General features: G+C 69.5%; 20 protein-coding genes and 3 pseudogenes. 18 read left to right on the plus strand and 5 right to left on the minus strand.

What is annotated here, in order from left to right; all coding sequences use genetic code 11:
- Positions 1-126 precede the first annotated feature (126 nt).
- Entirely contained in the window at positions 127-873 is a 747-nt protein-coding gene (locus tag AB0E67_RS32240; protein ID WP_362033477.1) for an IclR family transcriptional regulator C-terminal domain-containing protein, read from the plus strand.
- Here AB0E67_RS32240 and AB0E67_RS32245 read toward each other — a convergent pair.
- Entirely contained in the window at positions 824-1,609 is a 786-nt protein-coding gene (locus tag AB0E67_RS32245; protein ID WP_362033480.1) for an IclR family transcriptional regulator C-terminal domain-containing protein, read from the minus strand. The two genes, AB0E67_RS32240 and AB0E67_RS32245, sit on opposite strands and share 50 nt — an antisense overlap.
- A gap of 176 nt (positions 1,610-1,785) precedes the next feature.
- On the opposite strand from AB0E67_RS32245, the gene AB0E67_RS32250 reads away from it, so the two are divergent.
- The 5 genes and pseudogenes from AB0E67_RS32250 to AB0E67_RS32270 form a co-directional block, all read left to right on the plus strand.
- Complete coding sequence (locus AB0E67_RS32250) at positions 1,786-3,342, plus strand: APC family permease (protein WP_362033483.1); 1,557 nt, start codon at positions 1,786-1,788, stop codon at positions 3,340-3,342.
- Positions 3,329-4,843, plus strand: a complete 1,515-nt coding sequence (locus AB0E67_RS32255) for a GMC family oxidoreductase N-terminal domain-containing protein (RefSeq protein WP_362033486.1) — start codon at positions 3,329-3,331, stop codon at positions 4,841-4,843. Before AB0E67_RS32250 ends, AB0E67_RS32255 begins: the two co-directional genes overlap by 14 nt.
- The gene (locus AB0E67_RS32260; RefSeq protein ID WP_362033488.1) at positions 4,840-6,198 is read left to right on the plus strand and encodes an aldehyde dehydrogenase family protein; all 1,359 of its coding nucleotides are present in this window, start codon (positions 4,840-4,842) and stop codon (positions 6,196-6,198) included. Before AB0E67_RS32255 ends, AB0E67_RS32260 begins: the two co-directional genes overlap by 4 nt.
- A 46-nt stretch (positions 6,199-6,244) precedes the next feature.
- A pseudogene (locus tag AB0E67_RS32265) lies at positions 6,245-6,312 on the plus strand (site-specific integrase); the annotation flags it as partial.
- A gap of 3 nt (positions 6,313-6,315) precedes the next feature.
- Positions 6,316-6,559, plus strand: a pseudogene (locus tag AB0E67_RS32270) (hypothetical protein); the annotation flags it as partial.
- A 291-nt stretch (positions 6,560-6,850) separates the two neighbouring features.
- Here AB0E67_RS32270 and AB0E67_RS32275 read toward each other — a convergent pair.
- Positions 6,851-8,035: a Cmx/CmrA family chloramphenicol efflux MFS transporter gene (locus AB0E67_RS32275; RefSeq protein WP_362033528.1), complete on the minus strand. Its 1,185-nt coding sequence runs from the start codon at positions 8,033-8,035 to the stop codon at positions 6,851-6,853.
- Positions 8,036-9,324: 1,289 nt separating this feature from the next.
- Positions 9,325-9,915: a TetR family transcriptional regulator gene (locus tag AB0E67_RS32280; protein ID WP_362033491.1), complete on the minus strand. Its 591-nt coding sequence runs from the start codon at positions 9,913-9,915 to the stop codon at positions 9,325-9,327.
- A 495-nt stretch (positions 9,916-10,410) separates the two neighbouring features.
- Here AB0E67_RS32280 and AB0E67_RS32285 point away from each other — a divergent pair, with 495 nt between their 5' ends.
- The 11 genes and pseudogenes from AB0E67_RS32285 to AB0E67_RS32335 all read left to right on the plus strand — a co-directional run bounded on the left by AB0E67_RS32285 (position 10,411) and on the right by AB0E67_RS32335 (position 21,564).
- The gene (locus tag AB0E67_RS32285) at positions 10,411-11,010 is read left to right on the plus strand and encodes a hypothetical protein (protein WP_362033494.1); all 600 of its coding nucleotides are present in this window, start codon (positions 10,411-10,413) and stop codon (positions 11,008-11,010) included.
- Positions 11,003-12,382 (plus strand): glutamine synthetase family protein, encoded by a 1,380-nt coding sequence (locus AB0E67_RS32290; RefSeq protein ID WP_362033497.1) that lies wholly within the window; start codon positions 11,003-11,005, stop codon positions 12,380-12,382. Before AB0E67_RS32285 ends, AB0E67_RS32290 begins: the two co-directional genes overlap by 8 nt.
- Before the next feature lie 35 nt (positions 12,383-12,417).
- Positions 12,418-13,491 (plus strand): Zn-dependent alcohol dehydrogenase, encoded by a 1,074-nt coding sequence (locus AB0E67_RS32295; RefSeq protein WP_362033500.1) that lies wholly within the window; start codon positions 12,418-12,420, stop codon positions 13,489-13,491.
- A complete protein-coding gene (locus tag AB0E67_RS32300; protein WP_362033503.1) occupies positions 13,469-14,230 on the plus strand; it encodes a gamma-glutamyl-gamma-aminobutyrate hydrolase family protein in 762 nt (253 codons plus the stop codon). The genes AB0E67_RS32295 and AB0E67_RS32300 overlap by 23 nt, the downstream gene beginning before the upstream one ends.
- Complete coding sequence (locus AB0E67_RS32305; protein WP_362033505.1) at positions 14,217-15,704, plus strand: amidase family protein; 1,488 nt, start codon at positions 14,217-14,219, stop codon at positions 15,702-15,704. Before AB0E67_RS32300 ends, AB0E67_RS32305 begins: the two co-directional genes overlap by 14 nt.
- Positions 15,701-17,185, plus strand: coding sequence for an aldehyde dehydrogenase family protein (locus AB0E67_RS32310; protein WP_362033507.1), 1,485 nt, complete (start codon positions 15,701-15,703; stop codon positions 17,183-17,185). Before AB0E67_RS32305 ends, AB0E67_RS32310 begins: the two co-directional genes overlap by 4 nt.
- Before the next feature lie 13 nt (positions 17,186-17,198).
- Positions 17,199-18,680, plus strand: coding sequence for an NAD(P)/FAD-dependent oxidoreductase (locus AB0E67_RS32315; protein WP_362033510.1), 1,482 nt, complete (start codon positions 17,199-17,201; stop codon positions 18,678-18,680).
- A gap of 5 nt (positions 18,681-18,685) precedes the next feature.
- Positions 18,686-19,555 carry an NAD(P)-binding domain-containing protein gene (locus tag AB0E67_RS32320; protein WP_362033513.1) on the plus strand — a complete coding sequence of 290 codons (870 nt, stop codon included), beginning with the start codon at positions 18,686-18,688 and terminating at the stop codon, positions 19,553-19,555.
- 12 nt (positions 19,556-19,567) lie between these two features.
- A complete protein-coding gene (locus tag AB0E67_RS32325; RefSeq protein ID WP_362033516.1) occupies positions 19,568-20,458 on the plus strand; it encodes a phytanoyl-CoA dioxygenase family protein in 891 nt (296 codons plus the stop codon).
- Between the two features lie 338 nt (positions 20,459-20,796).
- Positions 20,797-20,949 (plus strand): annotated as a pseudogene (locus AB0E67_RS32330) (IS701 family transposase); the annotation flags it as partial.
- A gap of 135 nt (positions 20,950-21,084) precedes the next feature.
- The gene (locus AB0E67_RS32335; protein WP_362033531.1) at positions 21,085-21,564 is read left to right on the plus strand and encodes an LPXTG cell wall anchor domain-containing protein; all 480 of its coding nucleotides are present in this window, start codon (positions 21,085-21,087) and stop codon (positions 21,562-21,564) included.
- Between the two features lie 722 nt (positions 21,565-22,286).
- Here the strand turns inward: AB0E67_RS32335 and AB0E67_RS32340 are convergent.
- Entirely contained in the window at positions 22,287-22,763 is a 477-nt protein-coding gene (locus tag AB0E67_RS32340) for a GNAT family N-acetyltransferase (RefSeq protein ID WP_362033519.1), read from the minus strand.
- Between the two features lie 90 nt (positions 22,764-22,853).
- Between AB0E67_RS32340 and AB0E67_RS32345 the strand changes: the two genes are divergently transcribed.
- On the plus strand, positions 22,854-23,456 hold the full coding sequence (locus AB0E67_RS32345) for a hypothetical protein (RefSeq protein WP_362033522.1): 603 nt from the start codon (positions 22,854-22,856) through the stop codon (positions 23,454-23,456).
- A 605-nt stretch (positions 23,457-24,061) separates the two neighbouring features.
- Here the strand turns inward: AB0E67_RS32345 and AB0E67_RS32350 are convergent.
- A complete protein-coding gene (locus tag AB0E67_RS32350) occupies positions 24,062-24,601 on the minus strand; it encodes a hypothetical protein (RefSeq protein ID WP_362033525.1) in 540 nt (179 codons plus the stop codon).
- Between the last annotated feature and the right edge of the window lie 462 nt (positions 24,602-25,063).

The following is a 25,063-nucleotide window of genomic DNA, read 5'->3' on the forward strand; positions in this document are numbered from 1 at the left end:
CAGTGGCAACACCGGCACCGCGCTCCGTGCCGACTCAACAGGTACCCCTCGCTCGGTTGGCGCGCGGTACAACACGGGACGCCGCCCGCTTCCACCAGGGCCGAGGTCGGCCACTATCCTCTCCGGGTGAGCGCTGGAACCGTGAAGAGTCTGAGCCGAGGGCTGGATGTGCTTCTCGCGGTCGCCGCCCTTGAGGAGGCGGCGACCGCGACGGAGATCGCCGAGCGGCTCGGACGGAACCGGGTACAGGTGGCCCGGAGCCTGCACAGCCTGGAGGCTGCTGGCCTGCTCGCCCGCGACTCCCGGACCCGCGCCTACGGACTCAGCTGGCGGCTGCGCACCCATGCGGTGCTGGCGGCGCGGTCGCGGCTGATGGTGGAAGGACCGCGGATCCTGCGAGAGGCGGTGGAGGCGACGGGTGTCAGCGCCTTCCTCGCCGAGGTGCGCGGGGACGGAGCGGTGGCCATCCTGGAGGATGTGCCCTCGGGGCTGTCCTGGGTGGGGCGCTCGTATCCGCTGTACTGCGACGACGCGGGCCAGGCGCTGCTCTGGGACTGCACCCGCGAGGAGTTGGAGACGGTGTTCGCGGGCACCGAGTTCATCGCCCACGGCCCGCAGGCACCCGGCGGAGTGGCCGAGTTCGCGGCGCGGCTGCGCGCGGCGCGGTTGCGCGGCTACGCGGTCGTGGACAGCGAGTCGCAGCCCGGGGTCTTCGCGGTGGCCGCCCCGGTGAAGGACTTCTCCGGCCAGATCGTCTGCGCCCTGCACACCCAGGGGCCGTCTGATCGCCTCGCACCGCTGGCCGAGCAACACGGCGAGATCGTCAGAGGGTTGGCCGACCGGCTGTCCGCCCTGCTCGGTTGGAGGCCCTGACCTCCAGGGCCTGAGCGGCACTGCGGACCGAGTCCGCGATCTCCGCCGAGCGTCCGTCCAGCCGGAACCGGGGTACGGCGATGCTGAGCGCCGCGACGATGGCGCCGGAGCCGTCCCGGACGGGGGCCGAGAAGTCGACCACGTCGTGCTCGAACTCCCGGTCGGCGACGACCATTCCGGCGGCCCGGTCGGCGGCGTTGCGGGCCGCGAGCGCCGGTACGTCGCGAATGGCCAGCGGGCCGCCGCCGACGAACTCCACCCCGCCGAGCAGTTCGGCGAGTTCCTGTTCGGAGTGATCGAGCAGAAGCGCCCGCCCGGGCCCGGTGCACCAGACCGGCGTCACCGCGCCCGGTGCTGCGGCCGCCGAGGACGACCAGTGGCTGGGCTGCGCCTCGACGGTGAGTGCCACCTCCCGTGAGCGTACCGAGAGCCAGGCCGGCTCGTGCCAGCGCGACACCAGCCCGCGCAGCAGCGGGCGCGCCGCCCTCAGCAGTCCGGCGTCGCCCGCGGCCGCGGCGAGCGCGAAGTAGCCCGGGCCGACGCGCCAGCCGCGTCCCAGTCCGTCCCGCTCGACCAGGCCGAGCGAGCCGAGGTCCTTGAGCATGCGGGATATCTGCGCCTGGTCGAGGCCGAGCTGTTCGGCGAGCTGGGCGTTGCCGGGGTAGCCGGTCGCGCCCACCTCGGCCGTCAGGACTGCGTCGAGCAGATCCAGACCCCTGTCGAAGGTCGAAGTCATGGCGCACAGCTTAGCGCGATCAATTTGTGCATGAGTTATTGACGATTATGAACGCATCCGCCCATCATGGCGAGCACGCCCCCTGGGCGCCATCCCGACCCGATCGGTCCCACACCACTGTTGGCATCCACGCCCCCTCCTCATGGACACCCTCATCCCCACCCCAAGGAACCGATATGACATCGGTCGACTCCACCGCGCCCGCTCACGGGCTGCGGCGCCTCGATGTGCTGGCCATGCTGCTGTGCGCGATCGTGGGCCTCGACACGCTCGGCTCAGTCGCCGCGAACGGCCCCGAGGGCCTGACCTGGATGGCCGTACTCGGCCTTCTCTTCTTCCTGCCGTACGGCCTGGTGATCGCCGAACTCGGCTCCGCCTTCCCCGCCGAGGGCGGGCCCTACGTATGGACCAAACTGGCCTTCGGCCGCTTCGCCGCCGGCATCAACCAGGTCTTCTACTGGATCAACAACCCGATCTGGCTCGGCGGTTCCCTCTGTGTGGTGGCGATCACGACATTCGAGGCCTTCTTCCACCCCCTGCCCGGCGCCTGGAAGTACCTTGCCGGCGCGGTCTTCATCGGAGCGGCCGGGCTCGCCGTCCACTCCTCGGTGGTGATCGGCCGCTGGGTGCCGATCGTAGGCGCCCTCGCCCGGGTGGCCCTGCTCGGCTTCTTCGTCGTGTCGCTGGTCGTATACGCCCTGCGTAACGGCCTCCAGCCGCTCTCGCTCGGCGACTACGCCCCCACGTACCTCGGACTGGTCGCCCTCACGCCGGTCATCGTCTTCAACTACATGGGCTTCGAGATCCCCAGTACCGCAGCGGGGGAGATGGCCGACCCCCGGCGGGATGTTCCCGCCGCGCTGCTCCGCGGCGGCCTGGGCTCCGCGGTGCTGTACGGGGTGCCGATCCTCGGCACCCTGCTCGTCCTGCCGCGCGACCAACTCGGTTCGCTGACCGGTTTCATCGACGCCTGCCGTGCGGTCTTCACCGTCTATGGCGGGCACATCGCCGAGGACGGCACGATCGTGCTGACCGGCGCCGGCGCCTTGCTCGCCAAGGTCGCGGCAGCGGGCCTGATCGTCGGCCTGCTCACCAGCGGGACGGCCTGGGCGATGGGTCTCAGCCGGGCGCAGGCGGTGGCCTGCGCCGACGGTGCCGGGCCGCGCTGGCTGGGTGTGATCGACGCCCGGCGCGGCACTCCGACCCGGGTCAACCTGGTCTCCACCGCCATCGCCGCCCTGGTGATGGTCGTCTCGCTCAGCCTCAGCGCCGGCGACGTCCAGGCGTACTTCACCGCCGGGATCAGCCTGGCGATCTCCGCTACCGCCATCTCCTACCTGCTCACCTTCTCCTCCTTCATCGCGCTGCGCCGCAAGTTCCCTCACGTCGAGCGGCCCTACCGGGTGCCGTTCGGCGGCCTCGGCGCATGGACGGCGACAGTTCTGACCGTCGGCACCATGGGCTTCACCGTGCTCGCGCTGATCTGGCCCGGCCTGGGCGTCGGTTGGTTCGGGACAGCGGGCGACCCTGCCGCCTATCTGCCCGCCGGCTTCGAGGGGCGGCGCGCCGCCTACACAGCCACCCAACTCGTCCCGGTCGCCCTGATCCTCACCCTCGGCTGCGTCTTCTACGCCCTCGGCACCCGCCACCGCCGCGAACTCCCAGCCTCTTCCATCACTGCCCCCGCCCCCGCACCCTCCGACCGAGGAGTCACCGCCGATGCCCCGTCCTGAACCCGCCCGGACCACGGCCGCCCGCACCGCCGGGCTGCCGGACCATGCCGAGATCGTCGTGCTGGGAGGCGGCACGGCCGGCTGCGTCGTCGCCGGACGCCTCGCCGAGCGCCACCAGGTCCTGCTCCTGGAAGCCGGACCCGACTACGGGCCCGACTACGCGGCCTGGCCTGCCGACCTGCTGGACGCCACCACCCTCCCCGCCTCCCACGACTGGGGCTACCAGGGCGCCGGCCTCACCTTCGAGCGCTGCCGGGTGATCGGCGGCTGCTCCACCCACAACGGCTGTACACAGAGCGCCGGCTGGGCAGGCGACTACGACGCCTGGGCCGCTGCAGGCCTGACCGGATGGGACTCCGCCTCCCTCTCCCCGCTGTTCGACCAGGCGGCCAAGAAGCTCCGCTTCCGGACCTACCGCGAGGACGAGGTCCAGCCGTTCCAACGGGCGTTCATCGCCGCCGGCGCCGCGCTCGGCCTCCCCGTACGCCACGACTTCGACCAACTCGACGGCGGACTCGGCATCGGCTGCGCCCCGGTGAACATCACCCCCGGCGGCGTCCGCTTCAACACCGCCTTCGGTTACCTCGACCCGGTCCGCGACAACGGCAACCTCACCGTCATCGGCGGCGTCAAGGCCGACCGAGTCATCCTCGACCACGGCCGGGCCGTCGGGGTGGAGGTCCGCACCGAGGACGGCGCACGGCACCGGATCGACGCCGGCCTGGTGGTGGTGAGCGCCGGTGCGTACGGAAGTCCCGAGGTGATGCTGCGCTCCGGGATCGGTCCGGCCGAGCACCTGGCCGAGGTCGGCGTGCCACTGAGTCACCACCTGCCCGGTGTCGGCGAGAACCTGCACGACCACCCGTCGGTCCATTTGGAGTTCGCCGCCACCGAGCAACTCGCCGCCGACCTGAACGAGTTCTCCCGCACCAGGCTGCTGCCGGACGAGCAGGCGATCGCCAAGCTCCGCTCGCCGTACGCCGGCGCCGCCGCACCCTACGACCTGCACGTCTACCCGTGGGTCGAACGCGATGCCACGCTCCCGCACGGCTGGCGCTGCTTCCTCCCGGTCGGCCTGCTGAACCCCCGCTCCCGGGGTACCGTGCGACTACGCTCGGCCGACCCGGACGCGCTCGCCGCCGTCGACCACGCGTACCTGAGCCACCCCGACGACCTTGCGGCGCTCGTCCACGGCGTGACCTGGGTCCGGCAGCTGGAACTCTCCCACTACCTGGGCACGCAGCTGCTCACCCCCGACGAGGACCTGCCCGCCTGGATCAAGGCCCACCATCAGCACTACTGGCACCCTGCCGGCAGCTGCCGGATGGGCCCGGACGGCGACCCGGGCGCGGTCGTCGACCACACCGGCAAGGTGCACGGCCTCGACGGCCTGTACCTCGCGGACGCCTCGATCTTCCCCGATGTCCCCCGTGCGACCCCCGCCCTGCCGACCACCGTCGTCGGCGAGCGAATCGCCGCCTTCCTCCAGGAGACGCTGTGACCCACACCGGCACCACCCGGTCCTTCACCGACATCACCGACCCGCGCACAGGCGAGGTCTACGACCGCGTGCCCGTCGCCACCGCCGAGGATGTGGACGCCGCCGTCCGCACCGCCGCCGAGGCCTTCGACGGCTGGCGGCGCGTCACCGCGGCCCGCCGGCAGGACGTCCTGCTCGCCCTCGCCGACGCGATCGGCGCGCGGGCGGTGGACCTGGCCGAGGCCGAGTGCCGCAACACCGGCAAGGACTTCACCGAGGTGTTCGAGGACGAGATCCCGACCGCGATCGACACCTTCCGGTTCATGGCCGGTGCCGCGCGCGGAGCCCACGGGCCTGTGGCGGGGGAGTACGTCGGCGGGTACGGTTCGTCGGTGCTCCGCGAACCGGTGGGCGTCTGCGCGCTGATCGCACCGTGGAACCACCCGCTGGGCTCGGCGGTGGACAAGCTCGCCCCGGCGCTGGCGACGGGGAACACCGTCGTCCTCAAACCCGCCGAGACGACCCCGATGACGGCCCGTATCCTCGGCGAGATCTGTGCGCAGGTGTTGCCGCCGGGCGTCGTTACCGTAGTGTGCGGAGACCGCGACACCGGCCGGGCGCTGGTCGCCCACCCCGTACCCGCCCTGGTCTCGCTCACCGGCAGCACCAGGGCCGGCCTGGAGGTCACGGCCGCCGCCGGTGTAAAGCGGCTCCACCTGGAACTGGGCGGTGACGCGCCCGCCGTCGTATTCGCCGACGCCGACCTGGCGCGGGCGGCCGACGACATCGCCGAGGCCGCCTTCTACAACGCCGGCCAGGACTGCACCGCGGCCTGCCGGGTACTCGTCGCCGAGGAGGCGTACGACCGGATGGTCCTGCTGCTCGCCGACCGGGCGGCCAAGACCGAGGTCGGCCCGCTCAACAGCCGCGCCCACCTCGGCCGCGTGAACGCCTACCTGACCAGCCTGCCCGCGCACGCCACGGTCGTCGCGGGCGGCGGTCCGGGGGAGGGGCCGGGCTTCTTCTTCCGGCCCACTGTGGTCGCCGGCGTGCGTCAGGACGACGCGATCGTGCAGGAGGAGGTATTCGGCCCGGTGCTCACCGTGCAGTCCTTCACGGACGAGGAGGACGCCGTCCGGCTCGCCAACGACGTCCCCTACGGCCTGGCGGCCTCGGTGTGGACGAGGGACGGGGCTGCCGCCGCACGCCTGGCTGGCCGCATCGACGCGGGTACGGTCTGGCTCAACTGCCACGGCGTGTACGCCACCGAGATGCCGCACGGTGGTTTCAAGCAGTCCGGCTACGGCAAGGACCTGTCGACGTACGCGCTCGACGCCTACACCCGTGTCAAGCACGTGATGGCCAGCACCGGCTGAAGTCGCCTGGCCCCGCTCCACGCGCCCCGGCCGCGTGGAGCGGGGCCGGCTGTCGTACGGCAGGCCCGCTCACTGCTCGACGAACACACAGCCGTGCGCGGGCCCGGGACGGGCTGAGGCTGGCACCTGTACGCCTCCGCGTGCGCGCTCGTGGAAGCCGGTCGTGCCCGGCCGGGCACGATCGGCACACCTGGCCGCGCTGCCGGGCAACACCGTGCTCGACCTGGACCTCCCGGCCGCTTCGGCCGCGGCCCGGCAGGACACCTGGGCGGCGGCACACTGCCAGTACGCAGCCCAGCCGATCCCGGACCGCTCAGATGGGGCGATCATCGCCACCTTCCCCCGACCGGTGGATCGGTGAGCGGTCCGCGTCCTCGACCTAACGCCCTGACACTGACGCCGGATTACCCGTCGGCGCCAAGGTGGGCTCGGCGGGTCTGGACCATGCGATGCCAGCGAGCGCGGACGGCTTCAACCCCGTCGAACCACTGCGCGGAGGAGCGGCCGGGAGGGCCTGCTCGCGGGCCGCCGCGGCCGAGGAGCGCGCACGGGCCCGCACGCGGGGCGGCCAGGGCCTGCCGCTCACGGTCGGCGGCGCGCGTACACACCGCCCGGGTGGGCCGCGGGGCAACGCGGCGCGCGGCCCCAGCGTCTACCCGGGCGGCGTCGCCTCAGCTGCGCGTGCGCAGGGGGTGGCGTTGACGATCACGGTGAGGAGCACGAAGGCCGCGCTGACCGCGATCGGGCCGACGGGGCCGAGCGGCACGTACGCCAGACCCCCGATCGCGGGCCCGGCGATCGCGCCGAGATTCAGTGCCGCGGTCGAGTACGATCCACCCATCGTCGGCGCGTCCTGCGCCGAGGCGAGGACGCGGGCGATCAACGCGCTCCCGACAGCGAACGAGAGTGCGCCCAGCGCCGGAGTGAACAGCCACAGGCCGGCAGCGCTGCCCGAGGCGAAGCCGAAGCCGATCCAGCTCGCGAGGAGCAGGGGCGCGCCGAACCCGATCAGCGGGCGCCAGTGTCGGTCTCCGATGCGCCCGGCGAGCAGCACGCCGACGAAGGCCCCGACCCCGAACAGTGCGAGCACGAGCGGCATGAGGGACGCCTCAAGCCCGGCCCCGTCGATCGCGACCGCCGCGAGATAGGTGAAGGTGCAGAAGGTCGCGGCGTTGGCGAGCGCGGCGAGCGCGATGCTCTGCAGCAGCGGGGCCTGCCCCAGTGCTGCGAGTTCGGCGCGGAGCGTCGGCGCCGGCGCGGAGGCGGGCGCCGCGCCAGGGTCGGCCGGGGCGGCGCTACCCGGCATGGCGAAGAGGATCGCGCAGGCGGCGGGGACACAGAGCGCGGCAACGCCCCACAGCGATGCCCGCCACCCCAGCAGCCCGCCCACCAGTGCCCCGGCAGGCACCCCCGCGATGAGTGCCAGTGTCGTGCCGCCGAGGATCACCGAGAGCGCGCGGGCGCGGCGCTGTGGCGCGACGAGGCGCACGATCGACGACATGGTGACGGCGAGAAAACCGGAGTGCGCAAGCGCAGCCAGCACGCGGGTCAGGAACAGCGTGGAGAAGTCGGAGCTGAGCGCTCCGACTACGTGCGCCGCGATGAAGAGCGTGAGGAACCCGGTGAGCGTCCACCGTGACGGAAGCTTGCGGGCGACGACCGCCATGAGCGGGGCGCCGATCACCATGCCGAGCGCGAAGCCGGAGGTCAGCAGCCCCGCAGTACCGAGCGAGATGCCCAGCTCAGCCGCGATGCCGGAAATCAGGCCGGCGAGCATGAACTCGGAGGTTCCCTGGGCGAAGACTGCGATAGCGAGGTGGTATACCAAAACGGGCATGTTGGAGGTCTTTCCGAAAGATGTCGAACGAGGGTCGTCCGGCACGATCGGCAGCGCGCAGCATGCTCCGCAGCGCGCGACGGTCTACGCGAGGCTGAACGGAGGATTCGGATGCGTTATCGGGCTACCGGCGTGCCGATAGCCCTGACCTGTCCGATTCGGGAAGAACCATGGGAGCGACTCTAACAGTCGGTCGGCACGGCGCACGCGCGGCGTGGGCAGACCCGCCGAAGCCGCTGAGCCCGGCTTCACGGCCGTGCAGTCTCAGTGCGCGGCGAGAGAATCGCTCGCGCGAGCGTTCGACAGCTCGCCTTCGCCTCGACCGTACGCGGCACCTTCTTCCGCGCGGTGGACCCGAGGTTCCGCGAGTCCGCGCTCAGTGGCTCACGCTCGGCCGGGCGCTATTCGCGAGCGGACGAACCGACGCTCTACCTGACCTCGTCGCTCGACGGTGTGGCTGCAAGCGACGAGCGCCCACCGCGAGGCACGAGCTTCGGCGTGAACCCGGCGGACGCGCGTGCGCCGTGGCAGGAGTTCGCAGCGTCCGGTGGTACGCCGTCGTCATGGCTGGTTCGCGACCAACTCGTCGCGGCCGACGCGAACGGCTTGATCGACCCCTCTCGCCAGCGGCCTGGGCTGTGGCACCTGGTGCTGTTCCGCTGGAACACCCCTGGCACGCCGACCGCTCGCGTCTCGGGCGGTCGGCCCGCCGTCGGCGAGCTGGTGGAGGCGTACGCGGGCGAGTTTGACGCCGAGCGAGCGCCGAAGCTGGTAGACCCCAGAATGATCCTGGCCCGCTCCGCAGCTCTCCGGTTCCACGACGCTGCCCGACGCGCCAACTCGGCACGCTCGGTGGGGAGCCAGGCTGTTGTGGTGAGCGCTTCACTGGCGGCGGCTGGAGGGTGGGCGGGCAGCAGCACACGCCGAGCGGCTGGCGGCGTCCGGGGAGCCCGGCGGGAGCGGCGCAGCGCCCGACGACGGCCGGGACGTCGTTCTGCGCAGCCCCGACGCGTCGATCCGCTCCCGGTGCCGCGGCCCCGTCGGGTACGTCGACGCCGGGAACCGGATCTCTGGCAGCTGCAGACGTTCGAAGGCTCGTCGGGGGAGGCGAGCCGGGCGGAGCGGCGGTTGCCCACCACCTTGTCGTGTGCTTGCCCGAGCGTTCTCACGGCCGCGTTCGGCGACCGCCTCCGGGTGCACCGCGTCCCCTTTCCTGAGACGGAGTCGGCTTTCCTGAGACGGAGTCGGCGATTTCGCCGGTCGGCGGTCGCGCGGCCTCCGGGGCCTGATCACGCGGGTTTGACGGCGTCGACGACGCCGACGATCGCGTGGGAGATCGCATCGAGTTCGAGTTCGCTCACCCCCTCCGTCCCCGCGGCGAGATTCTGCATGTAGATGCCGTCGATCGCACCCACCGCATAGCGCGCCATAAGTGTGATGTCCCTGTCTCCGACGTCGACCGCCCCCTCAAGCTTGTCGGCGAACGCGCTGGTGAACGACTGGTAGCTCCTGCTCGCGAGTTGCACCTTGTGCGGGGTGCGCAGCGCCCAGAGCAGCAGTTCATACTGGGCGATCGCGATCTTCCGATTGGTTCGCAGCAGCTCCTGGAAGCGACTGATCAGTGAGCGCACGATCTCCTGGCACGTGCGGGCCTCCGCCAGATCAGAGCTCGAACCGATGATGGAGGCGCGAAGGGCGTCGTCGACGGCCGCGTAGATCTCGTCCTTGCCCTTGAAGCTGTAGTGCAACGCGGCGAGGTTCACTCCGGCCTCGCCGGCGATCCGTCGAGTGGTCGCGGCGGCCAGTCCGTCGCGAGCGATGACGCGGGTCGCCGCCTCGACGATCCGCGAGTGTCGTTCAGCCGCCGTCAGGTATCCCATGTCGCCACCATTCGCCTTCTGTCTCCCTCCCTGACGTGCCGGACAAGCCAGGGCAAGACTGCGCATGCGGGAGCGGGCGTCGGCGCCCGCCCGTGCCTATGCGCCCCGCCCCCGGCCCTGCGGGCTGGACCACGTCGTTTCGGCACGATCGTACGCACCCCATTGACGTAACCCAGGCACCCACTTAATGTCTCGGTCACCCCCAAGTCAGTCAAGCGACTGACTTAGTCATACGACTGCGCTGCCCCTCGATGCCGCCCCTCGGCACATACGCGCCGCACGGATCACGTCGCACTTCATGTGTCCGCGCAGATTTCGGCGACTCCTCCTCGTCCGACTCACCTCCGCCCGCAGAGTCCACCCGCCTCACAGCCGAGGCAGCGGAGCAGCACAGATTGGAGAGAACGCTCCATGTCCGACACCCAAGAAGTGGCGGATCCCCGTCCGCCCGCCCCGGACGCCGCCCACGAACACGAACCGCAATGCCCTGGGCCGGTGGTGACCACCGAGCCCGATCCGACCCCGATCGTACGAGCCGTCGCGACCCGTGTGCGCGTCGCGTTGCGCGACCGCGGCGGCAGGCAGGCGCTCCAGCGTCTGCCGGGACCGGACCCGATCGCTCTGCGCTCGGCCTCCGACGCTCAGCACGTGACGCTGACCCGCACATCCCGCGGCCTGCATGTCGACGCACTCGGTTCCGGTACGCCGGCCGCGACGCTCGACATCGACCCGTTCTCCCTCACGGTCTTGTCCGCCAACAGTGACGCCCTCGCTGTTGAGGCCGTGTCGGCCCTGTTGGATCCCGATCCGCCGACGCTTGCCACCGCAGCCGAGGACTTCTGGGCGCTGTCGTCGCTCATGCCGGGCATGCCGGGTCTGGTCCTGAACGCTCTCGACACCGGTGAGGTGGTACGCGTCGGCCCGCAGGAGGAGCCGTACGAACTGCACGGCAGCGACATGGATCTGCGGCGGCTGGCGGCGGGTTTGGACTGGCTCCTGCCCAGCATCCGGGCCGGCAGGTTCGCCATCAAAGGAACGCACCGGCAACTGTCCGTGGTAATCGGAGCTTCGATGAAGGCGGTCTACGATGTCTGACTCCACCACCGTCACCGAATGGATCGGCGCCGACTCCACACGAGTGGTCCGAGCGCAGACGGTGACATTGGACGGTGTGCTCGTGGGAAAGCACCTGTCGCCGAAGAAGTTCCTGTCCGGGGCGGAATCCGGCTGGGGGTTCGCCGATATCGCCCTCGCCGTCGACCTGGCCAACTCCGCCCAGCTCGGATTCGATTTCGGCGACTGGCGCGGCGAGATGCGTGACGTGATCCTGAGGCCGGACCTCGGCACGATCGCACCCGATGCCTCACTGCCCGGTCTCGCGTCGGTGATGTGCGACCTCGTCGACCGCACGGGTGCTCCGCTTCCTGTCTGCTCGCGATCCACACTCAAGCGCGTGATCGGGCAGCTCGCGGAGATGGGCTACACCGGCAAGGCAGCCGTCGAGATCGAGGCGACGGTGTTCGAGGAGTCGATCGACCAGGCCCGCGCGCAGGGATTCAAGGGCCTTCGCCCCCTCGGCGGCACCCATGGGGGAATCTACTTGCTGAGCCGCTCCAGGGACTTCACCACGCTGCTGGACGCGATGGCTGCGCGGATGGACGAGGCCGGCATCCCGTGGGAGGGCTGGGCCGACGAATCGGCCCACGGTCAGATCGAGATCAATCTCCCCCCGACCGACATCCTCACTGCTGCGGACCTGTACGTGCGGACCAAGCAACTCATGCGCGAGGTCGCCTACGAACACGGACGTACGGTCACGTTCATGGCCCGCTGGTCGCCGGACCAGTACGGTCAGGGGGCCCACATCAACCTCTCGATCCAGCGCGACGGCGACAACGCCTTCTACGACCCGGCGTCGCCGGGGCGGCCGTCCGAGACGATGCGGCACTTCATCGGAGGCGTCCTGCGGACACTGCCCGCAGCGAGTTCCTTTCAGTACCCGACGGTCAACTCCTACCGGCGGATCGTCGAGTTCGACGGACCGCCGACCACCGCGACCTGGGGAGTGGACAACAAGAGCACCGCGGTGCGAGCGGTCTGTGCCTCCCCGAAACTGACCCGTGTCGAATACCGGGTGCCGTCCGCCGACGTCAACATCTACCTTTCTACGGCCGCGTTCCTGGCCGGCGGCATTGTCGGGCTGCGCGAAGGCGTCGATCCCGGCCCCGAGTGCACCGTGATGGCCTGGGCGCTTCCCCCAGGCACTCCACGGCTGCCGGCCACGCTGTCGCAGGCCGTCGCGGAACTGGCCGCGGACTCCGAGCTCACCCAGGTCCTCGGGCCCGAGTTGGTGGACTACTGGATCGGCACCCGCCGCTGGGAGTGGCTCCAGTTCCACACCACCGGGGGAGACCCCGGGACCGGCGTCTCGGACTGGGAGCTCGAGCGCTACTTCGAACACATCTGACCCTGCGGAAGGGAAGCACACCGATGAGAGCCGCCGTGCTCAACACAGCCCCCGGACGGGTCGAGTTCGAAGACATCGACATGGACGAACCCGGCCCTCGGGAAGTCCTGATCCGCACAGCGGCGGTCGGTCTCTGCCACAGCGACCTGCACTACATCGACGCGCACTGGAGGACGGACCTGCCCGAAGTCCTCGGACACGAGGCATCGGGCGTCGTCGAGGCGGTGGGCGCGGAGGTCACCGCCACGGCCCCGGGCGACCACGTGGTCACCTGCATGACGGCCTTCTGCGGGCGGTGCCGATACTGCACCGACGGACGGCTCACGCTGTGCGCCAACCACTCCAGGCTCCGCACTCGTCCGCGCCCGGCGCTGCTGAACCGGCGCGGCGTCGCGGTGGGAAGAATGGGCGGCATCGGGGCCTTCGCCGAGAAGATGCTGGTGCACGAGAACAGCGTGGTGCCCATCGACCAGGCCATCCCGCTGGACCGTGCCAGCCTGCTGGGCTGCGCCGTGATCACGGGAGTCGGCGCCGTCTGGCGCAGCGCTCGCGTCCAGCCCGGGGCGACCGTGGCCGTGATCGGCTGTGGAGGAGTGGGGCTGGCCGCGGTCCAGGGTGCTCGCCTGGCCGGCGCCACCAGGATCATCGCGGTCGACGTCGACGGTCACAGCCTGGCCCAGGCGCACCGGCTCGGTGCGACCGCGACTGTGGACGCGGCGGCCGAGGACGCCGTGGACGCCGTACGGCGCCTGTCATCGGGCGGTGTCGACTACGCGTTCGAGGCAATCGGCCGTCGCGCCACCGTGGAGCAGGCGTTCGCCATGCTCGCGCCGGGCGGTGTCGCGACGGTGCTGGGGATGGTGCCCGACGACCAGCCGCTGCGCATCACCGCCTCGGCGCTGTTCTTTCACGAGAAGAGGCTGCAGGGCTCACTCCTGGGATCCAATCAATTCCCCACCGACATCTCCCGCCTCGCCGAACTGTACGCGCAGGGGCGTCTCGAACTCGACGCCATGATCTCGCGAAGGGTCGGCTTCGACGACCTGGAGTCCGGCCTGGCCTCCCTGCGCGCGGGAGGGGTGAACCGTGTCGTCGTGGAGTTCACCTGAGCGGAAGCGGCGCCCGCTGATCGGGATCACGGGTCGGCGCCTGAGCGCGGAAGGACGGCTCGACACAGAACCCCGGTACCGATCACGCGAGTTCGACATGCACTTCGCGGATTTCGCGACGCGGCTCGCCGAGTGGGGCGCCATCCCGTTGCAGCTGCCCTATGAGGCGATTGGCCAGGACCTCGTTGGCCGGCTCGACGCACTTGTCGTCTCCGGCGGCCAGGACGTCCACCCCGCCACCCTGGGTATCGACGCACCGCCCGCCGATCCTGACAGCGACCCGCGCCGAGACCGCCACGAGATCGAATTGATCACTTGCGCGGTCGAACAGGGAAAGCCGCTGCTCGGTGTGTGCCGAGGACTGCAGATCCTCAACGTCGCGCTCGGGGGAACCCTGCTTCCCGACCTTCCTACCGGTGAGATCGATCACCGGTCGCCCGGAGGAGACGTCGTCGACGAGACCCACGACGTCCGCTTCCTCACCGGATCGACCATGTTCGGGATCTACGGAGATCACACCCGAGTGAATTCGCTGCACCATCAGGCCGTCGACCGGCTCGGCGCGGGGCTGACCGCCACCGGGTGGGCGCCCGACGGTGTCGTGGAGGCCGTCGAACTGAGCGGCGCACCGGTGGTCGGGGTGCAGTGGCATCCGGAATGGCGGAAGCACGACCCGGTCTTCTCCTGGCTCGTCCGCTCGGCATCGACGACCGAGGAGGAGCACGATGGAGTTGCGTGAGTACGCCCGCATGGACGCCACCGGGCTGAAAGACCTCCTCGACCGGCGCGAGGTCACCGGTGATGAGCTGTTCGACCTGGCCCGCGCTGCGATCGCGCGTGTCGATCCAGTACTCGGCGCCGTCGTCGGCGACATGTTCGAGGAGCCTTTGGCCCACGCGGCGTCAGGACCGTTCAGCGGCGTTCCTTTCGCTCTCAAGGACCTGCTGTGCACGGCGGCGGGCGTGAGGAACGAGAACGGCAGCGCGCTGACGGCCGGACACGTCGCCGCGCAGGACTCGGACCTGATGGCGCGTTGGCGGGCAGCCGGGCTCGCCGTGGTCTGCCGTACGAGCACGCCGGAATTCGGCTTCAGCGCGACGACCGAACCGGTGACGAGCGCCCCGACCCGCAACCCCTGGGATCCGGGGCGGGTGGCAGGGGGATCGAGCGGCGGTTCGGCGGCTCTTGTCGCCGCGGGGGCGCTGCCCTGGGCCCACGCGAACGACGCGGGCGGCTCGATCCGCACGCCGTCCGCCCTGTGTGGCGTCCTCGGGCTCAAACCCACGCGCGGTCTCATACCTCCCGGTCCCGATTCGGACGAACCGCTGTTCGGCCTGACGGCCGAGTTCGCCATCACCCGAAGCGTCAGGGACGCCGCGGCACTGCTCGACCTGGTGCACGGTAGTGCGCTCGGCGACCGCTACCACGTCCGGAGACGGGCCGCGGGCGAGTTCGCGGCCGCGCTCGGGCTTCGGCCTCGAGGCCTGCGCGTGGCCGTGTCCACGGGCTCGTCGGCCGAACGTGCCGATGCGCCCGTCGCGTCCGAAGTCATCCGGATCGCAGGCTTGCTGGAGGAGTTCGGCAATCACGTGGAATACGCGGTCCCGGTGGTCGACGACGAACGCCTCCGTGAGCTCAACCTCGCGTTCTGGTCCGCTTCGATCGCCGACACCGTCCGGGCGCTGACCGGCACGGGCGAGGTGGAGGACGCGCTCGAGCTCATGGAGAGCGCGACTGCGGCGATGGTCCGCCACGGACTGTCACTGCGCTGGGAGGACGTGTCCCGGGCGCGTGCCTATCAGAACGAGCTCACACGTTCCATGGCCGGCTTCCTCGACCGGTTCGACCTGGTCCTGACCCCGGTGACGCGGTCCACGGCCTGGCCGATCGGCGAACTCGACGCGAACCGGCCAGGCATCGGCGCCCGGGGCTGGGTGGACACGCTGTCGGGGTACTCGCCGTTCACCGCCGTCTACAACGCGACTGGCCAGCCGGCGATCGCGGTGCCCACGGGAATGTCCGGGGGACTGCCCGTCGGGATCCAGTTGGCTGCGGCACCGGGACGCGAGGATCTGCTGCTGGCCGTGGCCGCGCAGCTCGAAGAGGCCGACCCGTGGACTGGACGCGTCCCACCCGTCCACGCGGACGGTTCCCCCTCCGCGCCGCGGCCGGGCCGCGGCTTCACCGAGATCCGAGAGGCAGAGCGCAGATGAACACCCGAGAAGAGTGGACGCGCTTCGTGTCGGCGCTCACCCTGCCGTCCGCGATGTGGCTGGACGGTGCATGGTACGACGGCGCCGACGGCGCCAGGCAGGACGTCGTGTCACCACACACGGGGAAGGCCGTCGCGAGCGTTCCGATGGCCACACCCGCGGTGGTCGACCGGGCCGTCGTCGGAGCGCGTACGGCCTTCCAGGACGGGCGGTGGTCCCGGACAGGCGCCCGGGACAGGGGGGCGGTGCTGCGGAGCTGGGCGGATTCGATCCGGCAGCACCGTGACGAACTCGCCGCGCTGATCACCCTTGAGATGGGCAAGCCGGTGGCCGAGGCGCGGGACGTCGAACTGCGCGCCACCGAGGCGACGTTCCGCTGGTACGGCGAACTCGCCGACAAGTTGCTCGACGAAGCCCCCCGGGGCCTGGCAGACGCCGTCGCACTGGTCACCCGCGAGCCCGTCGGAGTCGTCGCCGCCATTACGCCATACAACTTTCCCCTGACCTTGAGCAGTTGGAAGATCGCACCAGCCCTGCTCGCCGGGAACAGCGTCGTGGTCAAGCCGGCGACCCAGTCGCCGCTGTCCCTCCTGCGACTGGCCGAGCTGGGTTCCAAAGCGGGCCTTCCCGACGGCGTACTCCAAATCGTGACCGGTACCGGTGGCAGCACCGGATCGGCCCTCGCGCGACATATGGACGTCGACTGCCTCACGTTCACCGGATCACCGGAGGTCGGCAAGCGGCTGCTCACCTACTCCGGGGAGTCGAACGCCAAGGCAGTCCACCTGGAACTCGGCGGCAAGAGCCCGCAACTGGTGTTCGCCGACGCGCCGGATCTCGCCGAAGCTGCACGGACCGTCGCTTGGGCGATCACCTTCAACGCCGGCCAGATGTGCACCGCAGGCTCCCGGCTCCTGGTCGAGGACAGCATCGCCGATCGGTTCGTCGCGGATGTGATCGCCGAGATCGAGGCCGCCCCGGTCGGTGACCCGTTCGAGCCCTCGACCCGGGTCGGTCCGGTCGCGAGCACGCGGCACCGCGCCGACATCCTGGCGCACGCCAGATCCGCGGTGGCCCAGGGAGCGACGCCGGCCCTGGGCTCCCTGAAGGCGCGCGCCGGTGACGGCGCGTACATGGACCCGATCGTGTGCACGAACGTGCGTCGCGAGCAAGACCTGTTCCAGCAGGAGGTATTCGGACCGGTCCTGGCGGTCACGAGCTTCACCGACGTCGATGGAGCGGTCCGGCTGGCGAACGACTCCTCGTTCGGGCTCGGCGCCGGCCTGTGGACCTCGAACCTCTCCCGCGCACACCGCCTCTCCCGGCAGATCGATGCAGGGCTGGTCTGGGTGAACTGCTACGAAGAAGGGGACCTCTCGGTGCCTTTCGGCGGTCGCAAGCTGTCCGGCCACAGCGTGGACAAGAGCATCCACGCACTCGACAAGTTCACGTCGACCAAGACGACGTGGATCCGTCTCTGACCGAAGGCACACCATGGCAACCAGTGACAAGAACGGCCACATCGCGATCATCGGGACGGGCTTCTCCGGTCTGTGCATGGCGATCGCGCTGAAGAAGAAGGGAATCCACGACTTCACGCTGTTCGAGCGAGCGGACGACGTCGGCGGCACCTGGCGCGACAACACCTATCCCGGCGCCGCCTGCGACGTCCCCAGCGTTCTGTACTCGTTCTCGTTCGCACAGAATCCGCACTGGACCCGCGTCTTCCCGCCGTGGTCCGAGCTGCACACCTACCTGCGCTCGGTCGCCGAACGGTTCGACATCATGCGGCACATCAGGTTCGGCGCCGAGGTGTCCGAGATGCGCTTCGACGAGCGAACCCTGAGGTGGGCGCTGCAGCTCACCTCCGGCGAGTCCGTCGATGTCTCGGTGGTCGTCAACGGCTCGGGCGGACTCAGCCGGCCCTTCGTTCCCCGGCTGGCCGGCCTGGAGTCCTTCGAGGGCACGGCCTTTCATTCGGCTCAGTGGAGGCACGACCACGACCTCGAAGGCAGACGCGTCGCCGTGATCGGCTCCGGTGCCAGCGCCATCCAGTTCGTCCCCGAGATCGCTTCCCGCACGGACACGCTGTACGTCTTCCAGCGCACACCTCACTGGATCATGCCGCGAGGCGACGCCCCGCTGCCCCGGCCGACGCGGGCGGCGTTCGCCAGAAACCCCCTGCGGCAACGCATCCAGCGGTGGAAGACCTACTGGCAGTTCGAATCCCTCGCTTGGGCCTTCCTCGGGAACCGCCGGATGATCGAGCGGTACCGTGCTTCCGCGCTCGAATACCTGAGCGAGCAGGTGCCGGATCCCAAGCTGCGGGCGGAGGTCACCCCCGACTACGCCCCCGGCTGCAAACGGCGGCTCGTGTCCGATGAGTGGTACCCGACACTCCAGCGGGACAACGTGCACCTCGTCACACAGGGGATCACGGAGATCCGGCCACGCTCGGTGGTGACGTCCGACGGCACCGAGCACGAGGTCGACACCATCGTCTTCGCGACCGGCTTCACCGCGACCAGCTTCCTCGCGCCGATGAAGGTGTTCGGCCGCGGCGGTACCGAACTGCTGGACGCCTGGAAGCACGGCGCAGAGACCAAGCTGGGCATCGCCACTTCGGGATTCCCGAACTTCTACTTCCTCAATGGGCCGAACACGGGGCTCGGACACAACTCCATCGTCTTCATGATCGAGGCGCAGGCCAGGTACATCGCCTCGGCGATAAGCCGCATACGCGAGGCCGGCGTCGAAGCTGCCGACCTCGACCGCCGAATACAGGCGCGCAACTACGCGTCCACGCAGAAGCGCATGCGGCGAACGGTCTGGGCGTCCGGCGGCTGCACCAGCTGGTACCAGTCCGCCGACGGCCGCATTGACACCCTCTGGCCCGCGACCACCGTCGAGTACTGGCTGCGCACGAAGTTCTTCCGGATGTCCGACTACAACCGACTGACCACGCAGAAAGGGTGACTGACATGGACGTATCGCTTTTGGGCACGGGACTCATGGGATCCGCACTCGCGCACGCGTTGATCCGCGACGGCGTCCGACTGACCGTGTGGAACCGCACCTCCGCCAAATGCTCAGCCGCCATGGCCGCAGGTGCGACCGTGGCCGAGTCCGCGCGGTCCGCAGTGCAGGCCAACCCGGTCACCATCGTCAGCCTTCTGGACTACGACGTCGCCAGATCGGTGCTCGCGGAATGCGGCCCGCTGACAGGGAAGACCATTGTCAACACGGCCACGGGCTCTCCCGACGAGGCGATCTCCTTCGCCGGGTGGATCGAGGGCAGAGGCGCGCAATATCTCGACGGCGCCATCGCGGCCTACCCAGAGGACATCGGGACCGAGACGGCCGCCATCAACTACTCCGGGTCCGAGCAGGCGTGGGAAGCTCTTCGCGACCTTCTCCTTCCCGTCGCCGTGCACTCGCGATTCGTCGGAACCCGTCCCGGAGCCGCAAACGTCATCGACGCCGCGATGGCGGGAGCCTTCTTCAACGTCGCGCTCGGCGCCTTCCACGAGGCGGCCTCCTACGTGAGGGCCGAGGGCGTCGCGGTCTCCGAGACGCGTCACATCCTGCACCTGTGGACTGGAAAGCTGCTCGAACTGCTCCATGAGGCTGTCGACCGGTTCGAGTCCGGCGACTATGCGACCGACCAGGCCACGCTCGACGTCTACGCCGCCGCCGCCAGGTCGTGGCACCAGGCCATGCGGCGAGCGGGCCAGCGCGCCTCCCTGATGGCGGCGAACCTCGAGAACCTCGAACACGCCTGCGCGGCCGGATACGGCGGCATGGGCATCTCCGCCCAGATCGAGATCCTCTCCGACCCCACCCACCACTGAAAGGCACACCTTATGACCACCGCGACGAGCCTGACCACGCTGCCCGGCGCCACCACCACCGTCGACGAGGTCGTCGACGTCATCCGCCGCGACGGGGGCGTCATCATCGATGGCTTTCTCGACCCGTCCGCTCTCGCCGAGCTGCGCCGGCAGCTGGAGCCGGTCCTCGACCAGACCCGGTGCGGCGACGACACGTACTTCGCCGGGACGAAGACCCGGCGCGCCGGCGGGCTGTTCGGCCGACTGGACATAATGCCGGAGATCGCGCTGCACCCCTTGTACTACGGAGCCGCCAAGAAGATCCTCCAGAAGCCCGTGCCGATCTGGGCCGGCGAGGACCGCATCGAGGTCGTCCCGGACATCCAGGTCGGTGTCACCCAGGCCATCCAGATCCAGCCCGGGCAGGGTGCCCAGCTACTGCACCGCGATGACTCGAGCTTCCTGTGGCGTCACCCGGACTACGGCCGCGAAGGCCGGGTCCAGATCATGGTCGCCGTCAGCGATTTCACCGCGGAGAACGGAGGAACACTGGTCATCCCCGGCAGCCACCGCTGGGACGACGAGCGTCCGCCCAGGCGCGAGGAAGCCGTCTCCACGTGCATGCGCGCGGGGTCGGCGCTGCTCTGGATCGGATCGACTTACCACGGGGGCGGTGAGAACTCGTCCCATGCTCCGCGGACCGGTCTGACCATGGGATTCGACCTCGCCTGTCTGCGCCAGGAGGAGAACCAGTACCTGTCGATTCCCCGAGACAAGCTGCTGGGCCTTTCCGAGGAGGTCCAGCGGCTGCTGGGGTGGGGGGGCGGAGAGAACCTGATGGGCTACGTCGAACGCGACGGCCAGATGGTCGACCCCCGTTTCCTGCTGGAAGACGGCACGGTCGACCTGCCGACCGTGCGCTGACCGGGAGCGTCCCCACGTTCGCGGCGGTGCCGCACGGCGTCCCGCGCGCCGACGGCACCGCCACCACGATCAACGTTCTGTACGCCATCGACGACACCCCCGACCAGTTGCGTGACGCGTCGGCGAAATCCCTCGTCACCGTCGAGGCTCTCCTACCGCAGGCACGCTCGGCTGCCGGACCCGGTCGGCATGCCCCAGGGACGAGCGGGCGTGCTAGTACTCCAGGCGCAGTTTGCTATTCCTGCTGGTCAGGAGCATGTATCTGAGTGTACTCGCCTGACGTGCTGTCAGGTTGGGTGAGTTCGTGACCTCGCGCGCGATCGTCCGTTGTGCTTGTCATGCAGGACGATGTGCAGCCTGGTGTGTGGTCGGCTGAGCTGGAAGAGTTGTTGGTGCGGGTCGGTCACCGGTTCGGCCGGGTGGACCTGCGGCGGCGAATGCGGGCCTACGTGCACGGCCTGCTCGCGCCTGTGGGTCGGAAGAACAGCTGGCGGGCCTTGGGTCAAGGCCCCAAGACCGTCGACCCCCGCAGCGGGACAACCGTCAGGGCCGGTGACAAGCTCACCTACAACCTGTCGTTCAAGAACACCGGACAGGGCGTGGCGAGTGTCGACTACACCGACCACATGGCCGACGTCCTCGACGACGCGACCCTCATCGGTGACATCAAGGCCAGCGACGGGCTGACCGCTACCGGACCGGACGGGAAGAAACTCCACATCACCGGAGCGGTCCAGCCCGGCAAGGCCGGGACGGTCACCTACACAGTGAAGGTCAACGCCTACAACCAGCAGGGAGACCACCACCTCGGGAACTTCCTCACCCTCACCGGCGAAGAACCCCCGGGCAAGTGTGCTGCCCAGAACCCACTGTGCACACAGAACCCGACCGACCCGCCGAAGCCGGCCGACCCGCACCACCCGTCTGAGCCCGGTCTCCTGGGGAGCCTCCCTCGTACCGGCACCACGACCCCGCTGGTCACCGCCCTGGCAGCACTCCTCGCCCTGGGCCTCGGCGGAGGGCTCCTTCTGGCCAGCCGCCGCCGCAAGACGGCAACGGCCAGCGAAGGAACAGCACCGGACACTGGAAACGGTGATCTCTCCTAGCCCGCCCGTCCCGGGCTCCGTCATACCCGACGGGGCCCGGGACCCCCACCCTCCTGAGACGTGACCGAACCCATGCCGCACGCCGGCCAGCGTCACAGGAGTTTCCTTTAGCGGACCCGACGCCTCATGCGACAAGGCCGACGCGTAGCAAGACGTAGGGCCAGGCTCCCCAGACGGGAGCCTGGCCCTACGCGTGCACGGGCCCGGTCGGCGCAGGCGTCCGAGGTGGACGACGCTGACGCGGATTTGCTGGTTGCTGATCTCGTACATCACCGTTGTCCGCGCACTCGTCTGAGCGCACCGTCAAGTACGGAGCTATGGGTTCTGTCGCTGATCCTGTGACGTGGCCTGTTCAAGTGCGCTGGAGAATTCGGGTGCGGAGAGGTCGAGTTTGGCTCGACCGTACCCCGCGCTTGAGCAGCTTCACCCGTGTGCTCTGGCCCCCCACCTGGCCAGAGCCCCAGGAGGAGGAGAGTCCGGCGGTGACCGCATCAAGGTCGAGCAGGCGGTGATGACGCCGTAGGCGGCCAGGTGCCACCAGGGTGTGGTGGCCGCCCTTTCAGGTCCACCCGCGTCCGCCGCGCGCGCTCCTGTCCGTTCGGGTTCGTCCGCGCTCCGTTCGGGGAACGACGTGGAAGGGTAACCATCGGCTGGGTGGTGCGTCGGCCTGCTGCACGTGCGCCCCGGCCCTCGGGGGCGTGGTTTCTTCTGCGACGCGCGATTTACTTCAGGCGCCGCTGATAGTGGGCGAGTTCAATGTGTTCGCCGGAGGGTGTGCGGTCGACGTTGGTCCCTGTCTGGTTGAAGCCGCTGCGCTCCAGGCATCGCTGGGACGAGAGATTGCTGGTCGCGGTGCGTGCCGTCAGTTCGCTCAGGCCACTGCGGACTGCCAGGGCCGCCGCGAGTTCCAGTGCCGCGGCCGAGTGGCCCAGGCCTCTCGAGTCAGGGTGGAGCCAGAACCCGACTTCGGCGGTCCTGTCCGTGACGTCGAAGAGCACCAGGCTGCCGAGGAATGTGTCCGCTTCGTCGACGACGCTGAGCACCGCGAGGTCTCCGGTCTGGAGACCTTGAGGAACGACGTCGTCAGCGAGGCGGGCTACGGTCTCGGGCGTGTACTCCGGTTCAGGCAGGTGCCCGTACTTCTGCACGAGTGGATCCTGGGTTCCATGGGCGTACCGCTCGGCGTCGCGGGAGGACAAGGGCCGGAGCGTTCGAAGGCTGTCACTGACGGGGAGCAAGGTTGCGTCAATCATGCCCCTAAACTAACAGCAATCGTTTAAGGAGGGGTAATGAGTTACTGGGAGCACGTCAAGCCTGTGCGGCGCGTCCGGGCTCTGGATCCGGAGGCCATCGCGCGCGCAGCAGTACGCATCCTGGACGCTTCGGGGATCGAGGGCCTTTCGCTTCGCGCGCTGGCAAACGCGCTGGAAGCGGCACCCGCAAGCCTCTACTCGCGCATCAATGGAATCTCGGACGCGCTCGATCTCGCGCTCGACCATGCCCTGGGACATGACGGAGCGGTTCAGCACGCTCTCCGTGAAGAGGAGGCGTCGGAGATCCTGCTGTCGCTGTATCGCCATCTTCTCGAGCACCCGTGGGCTGTCCAGGTCATCGCCATGCGTCCACCAAGAGGGCCGGCCTACCTCGCGTTCTCGGAAGGACTCTCCGAGCGGCTTGGCAAGTCGGGTGCAGCCGCGCCGCTGTGGGTCGCGTACTCGGCGAGCAACCTCGTCATAGGAAGCGCCATGACCTACCGAGCCGCTCAGCTGGAACCTCGAACTCCGGCCGACGAGAGCGTGGCGCCGGTGTACGAAGAACTGAGACGCGATGCCTCACACGACCCGGAGGAAGTCCTTCGACGGGCACTTCGCGTACTTCTCGTGAACGCATGACCGCTGTCAACAACCGCCTGTCCTGAACGACTGGTCGTTCCGCCCCGGGGGGTTGCGAACGGGTGACGAACAGCGGACGCAGGCCGTCCAGTCCTCAGGCGCGGACTGCCGCGCGGTGTCGTGGAGCGGGCGGCTCGGTGAACGTGTCTGCGGAAGCAGTGCACCAAGCGGTCATCTCCGCCAGGGCGCCCGGGCCTTGGCGGAGAGCGATCGCCCTGAAGAGGGGCGAACAGGGCGATCTGTCAGTCGGTGGGTGTGAGGTTCTTCGGGATCGTGGCGTCTTTTCGGTTCAGGGGCGGGGGTCCAGGACGCGGGCGAGCGAGTCGAGGGATGCGAGGGGGTCGGGGCCGGTGGGGGGCGATTACGGACAGCGGGACCGACAGCATAAGAGCGTGGTTGCGGGCCATGAGGCGGGTCGTAGGCCGATGACGGCGGGGCCGGCGAGCATGCCGGGGCAACCGAGTTCGGCGGCGAGGAAGACGTTGGTGCCTGCCGCGAGGGCTTGGCGTGCCCGGCTGCACTGAGCAGCTGAATGCGGCCCACCGCGTCCGCCCCGCCCGACCCGGAGGCTTCGCCATTGAATCGAGGCAGGTATGAAGGGCGAGTCACAGCCAGTCGGCCTTCCTGGTCACCTCGGCGGCGACCTCACCGACCGGGCGCGTGGTGGCGTCGACGGTGAAGTCGTCGACGGCTGCTTGTTCGAGGATCCCGGCCAGTTCGCCGGCCCTGGCCAGGTGCCATCGCAATACCTCGGGCTCTCCATCGTGGCGCCGCGTAAGGCGCTGGTGGATGACGGGCAGTTCGGCCTGGAGGCGGCACACCGAAAGCTCGATACCGATCGCATCGCCGCACAGCTTCCGGTCCTCCGGGTCCTCGATCACACCGGCGAGGACCAGCCGATCTGCTCCTGCAGCGAGGTAGTTACCCGCGACGCCGCGTAGGTTTCGCAGCATCATGCCGGAGTTGAAGCGGTCTTCCGGCGGCGTTGGCCAGGACTGCCTCAGCCAGTCGAGGTCGATGACGGCGTTGGGTATGCCCGCGTGGGTGAGTAGGTCGCCCACGCTTTCGGCCACCGATGTCTTGCCGACGCCGACTGTGCCGTTGATCAGGAGGGCACGGGGTTCACGAGAACGTTCTGGGTGCATGCGTGAGACTCTACGATCCACCAGCCACGAAACTCTCTTCCATTTCGCCTTCGTCCCGGTGAGCGCGGGCAGGGTTCACACACGACCGGGCCATGTGCCGGTCTGGGCGAGCGTGGCGGTGACGGGGGACTGCTCGTCCGGCAACGCGCCCCAACAAGTCGGCTGTCCCGGCCCCCACCAAACCGGCTGTCCCAGAAATGGCAACAAAAGCTGCTCAGGGTGTGGCGCTGGAGCACCTTGGGGGCCGGACGTGATCGCAGTGATCAAGACCCGGCATCCTCTGGCGCCCCGACGCCTACCTCACCGCCACCACCGTCCACACCGCCCGCTCCCGCGCCACCTAGAAGATCACTGAACACCGTTCAGGTCAACGCCGTTGCGTTTGAGTCTTGAGTCGCAGGTCAAGTCCTGGTGGATGACGCAACGGGACGTCCTGATAGATCAACTTGTGTCGAGCAAGAA

It is taken from the genome of Streptomyces sp. NPDC032161 (genome assembly GCF_040636995.1).
Classification (GTDB): Bacteria; Actinomycetota; Actinomycetes; order Streptomycetales; family Streptomycetaceae; genus Streptomyces.

Bases quoted from the DNA above. Each gene is read 5' to 3' on its own strand.
- AB0E67_RS32335 (WP_362033531.1), top strand. From the start codon at position 21,085: ATGGCCGACGTCCTCGACGACGCGACCCTCATCGGTGACATCAAGGCC.
- AB0E67_RS32315 (WP_362033510.1), top strand. From the start codon at position 17,199: ATGGCAACCAGTGACAAGAACGGCCACATCGCGATCATCGGGACGGGC.
- AB0E67_RS32255 (WP_362033486.1), top strand. From the start codon at position 3,329: ATGCCCCGTCCTGAACCCGCCCGGACCACGGCCGCCCGCACCGCCGGG.
- AB0E67_RS32245 (WP_362033480.1), bottom strand. From the start codon at position 1,609: ATGACTTCGACCTTCGACAGGGGTCTGGATCTGCTCGACGCAGTCCTG.
- AB0E67_RS32290 (WP_362033497.1), top strand. From the start codon at position 11,003: ATGTCTGACTCCACCACCGTCACCGAATGGATCGGCGCCGACTCCACA.
- AB0E67_RS32280 (WP_362033491.1), bottom strand. From the start codon at position 9,915: ATGGGATACCTGACGGCGGCTGAACGACACTCGCGGATCGTCGAGGCG.
- AB0E67_RS32325 (WP_362033516.1), top strand. From the start codon at position 19,568: ATGACCACCGCGACGAGCCTGACCACGCTGCCCGGCGCCACCACCACC.
- AB0E67_RS32345 (WP_362033522.1), top strand. From the start codon at position 22,854: ATGAGTTACTGGGAGCACGTCAAGCCTGTGCGGCGCGTCCGGGCTCTG.
- AB0E67_RS32275 (WP_362033528.1), bottom strand. From the start codon at position 8,035: ATGCCCGTTTTGGTATACCACCTCGCTATCGCAGTCTTCGCCCAGGGA.
- AB0E67_RS32350 (WP_362033525.1), bottom strand. From the start codon at position 24,601: ATGCACCCAGAACGTTCTCGTGAACCCCGTGCCCTCCTGATCAACGGC.
- AB0E67_RS32305 (WP_362033505.1), top strand. From the start codon at position 14,217: ATGGAGTTGCGTGAGTACGCCCGCATGGACGCCACCGGGCTGAAAGAC.
- AB0E67_RS32320 (WP_362033513.1), top strand. From the start codon at position 18,686: ATGGACGTATCGCTTTTGGGCACGGGACTCATGGGATCCGCACTCGCG.
- AB0E67_RS32250 (WP_362033483.1), top strand. From the start codon at position 1,786: ATGACATCGGTCGACTCCACCGCGCCCGCTCACGGGCTGCGGCGCCTC.
- AB0E67_RS32310 (WP_362033507.1), top strand. From the start codon at position 15,701: ATGAACACCCGAGAAGAGTGGACGCGCTTCGTGTCGGCGCTCACCCTG.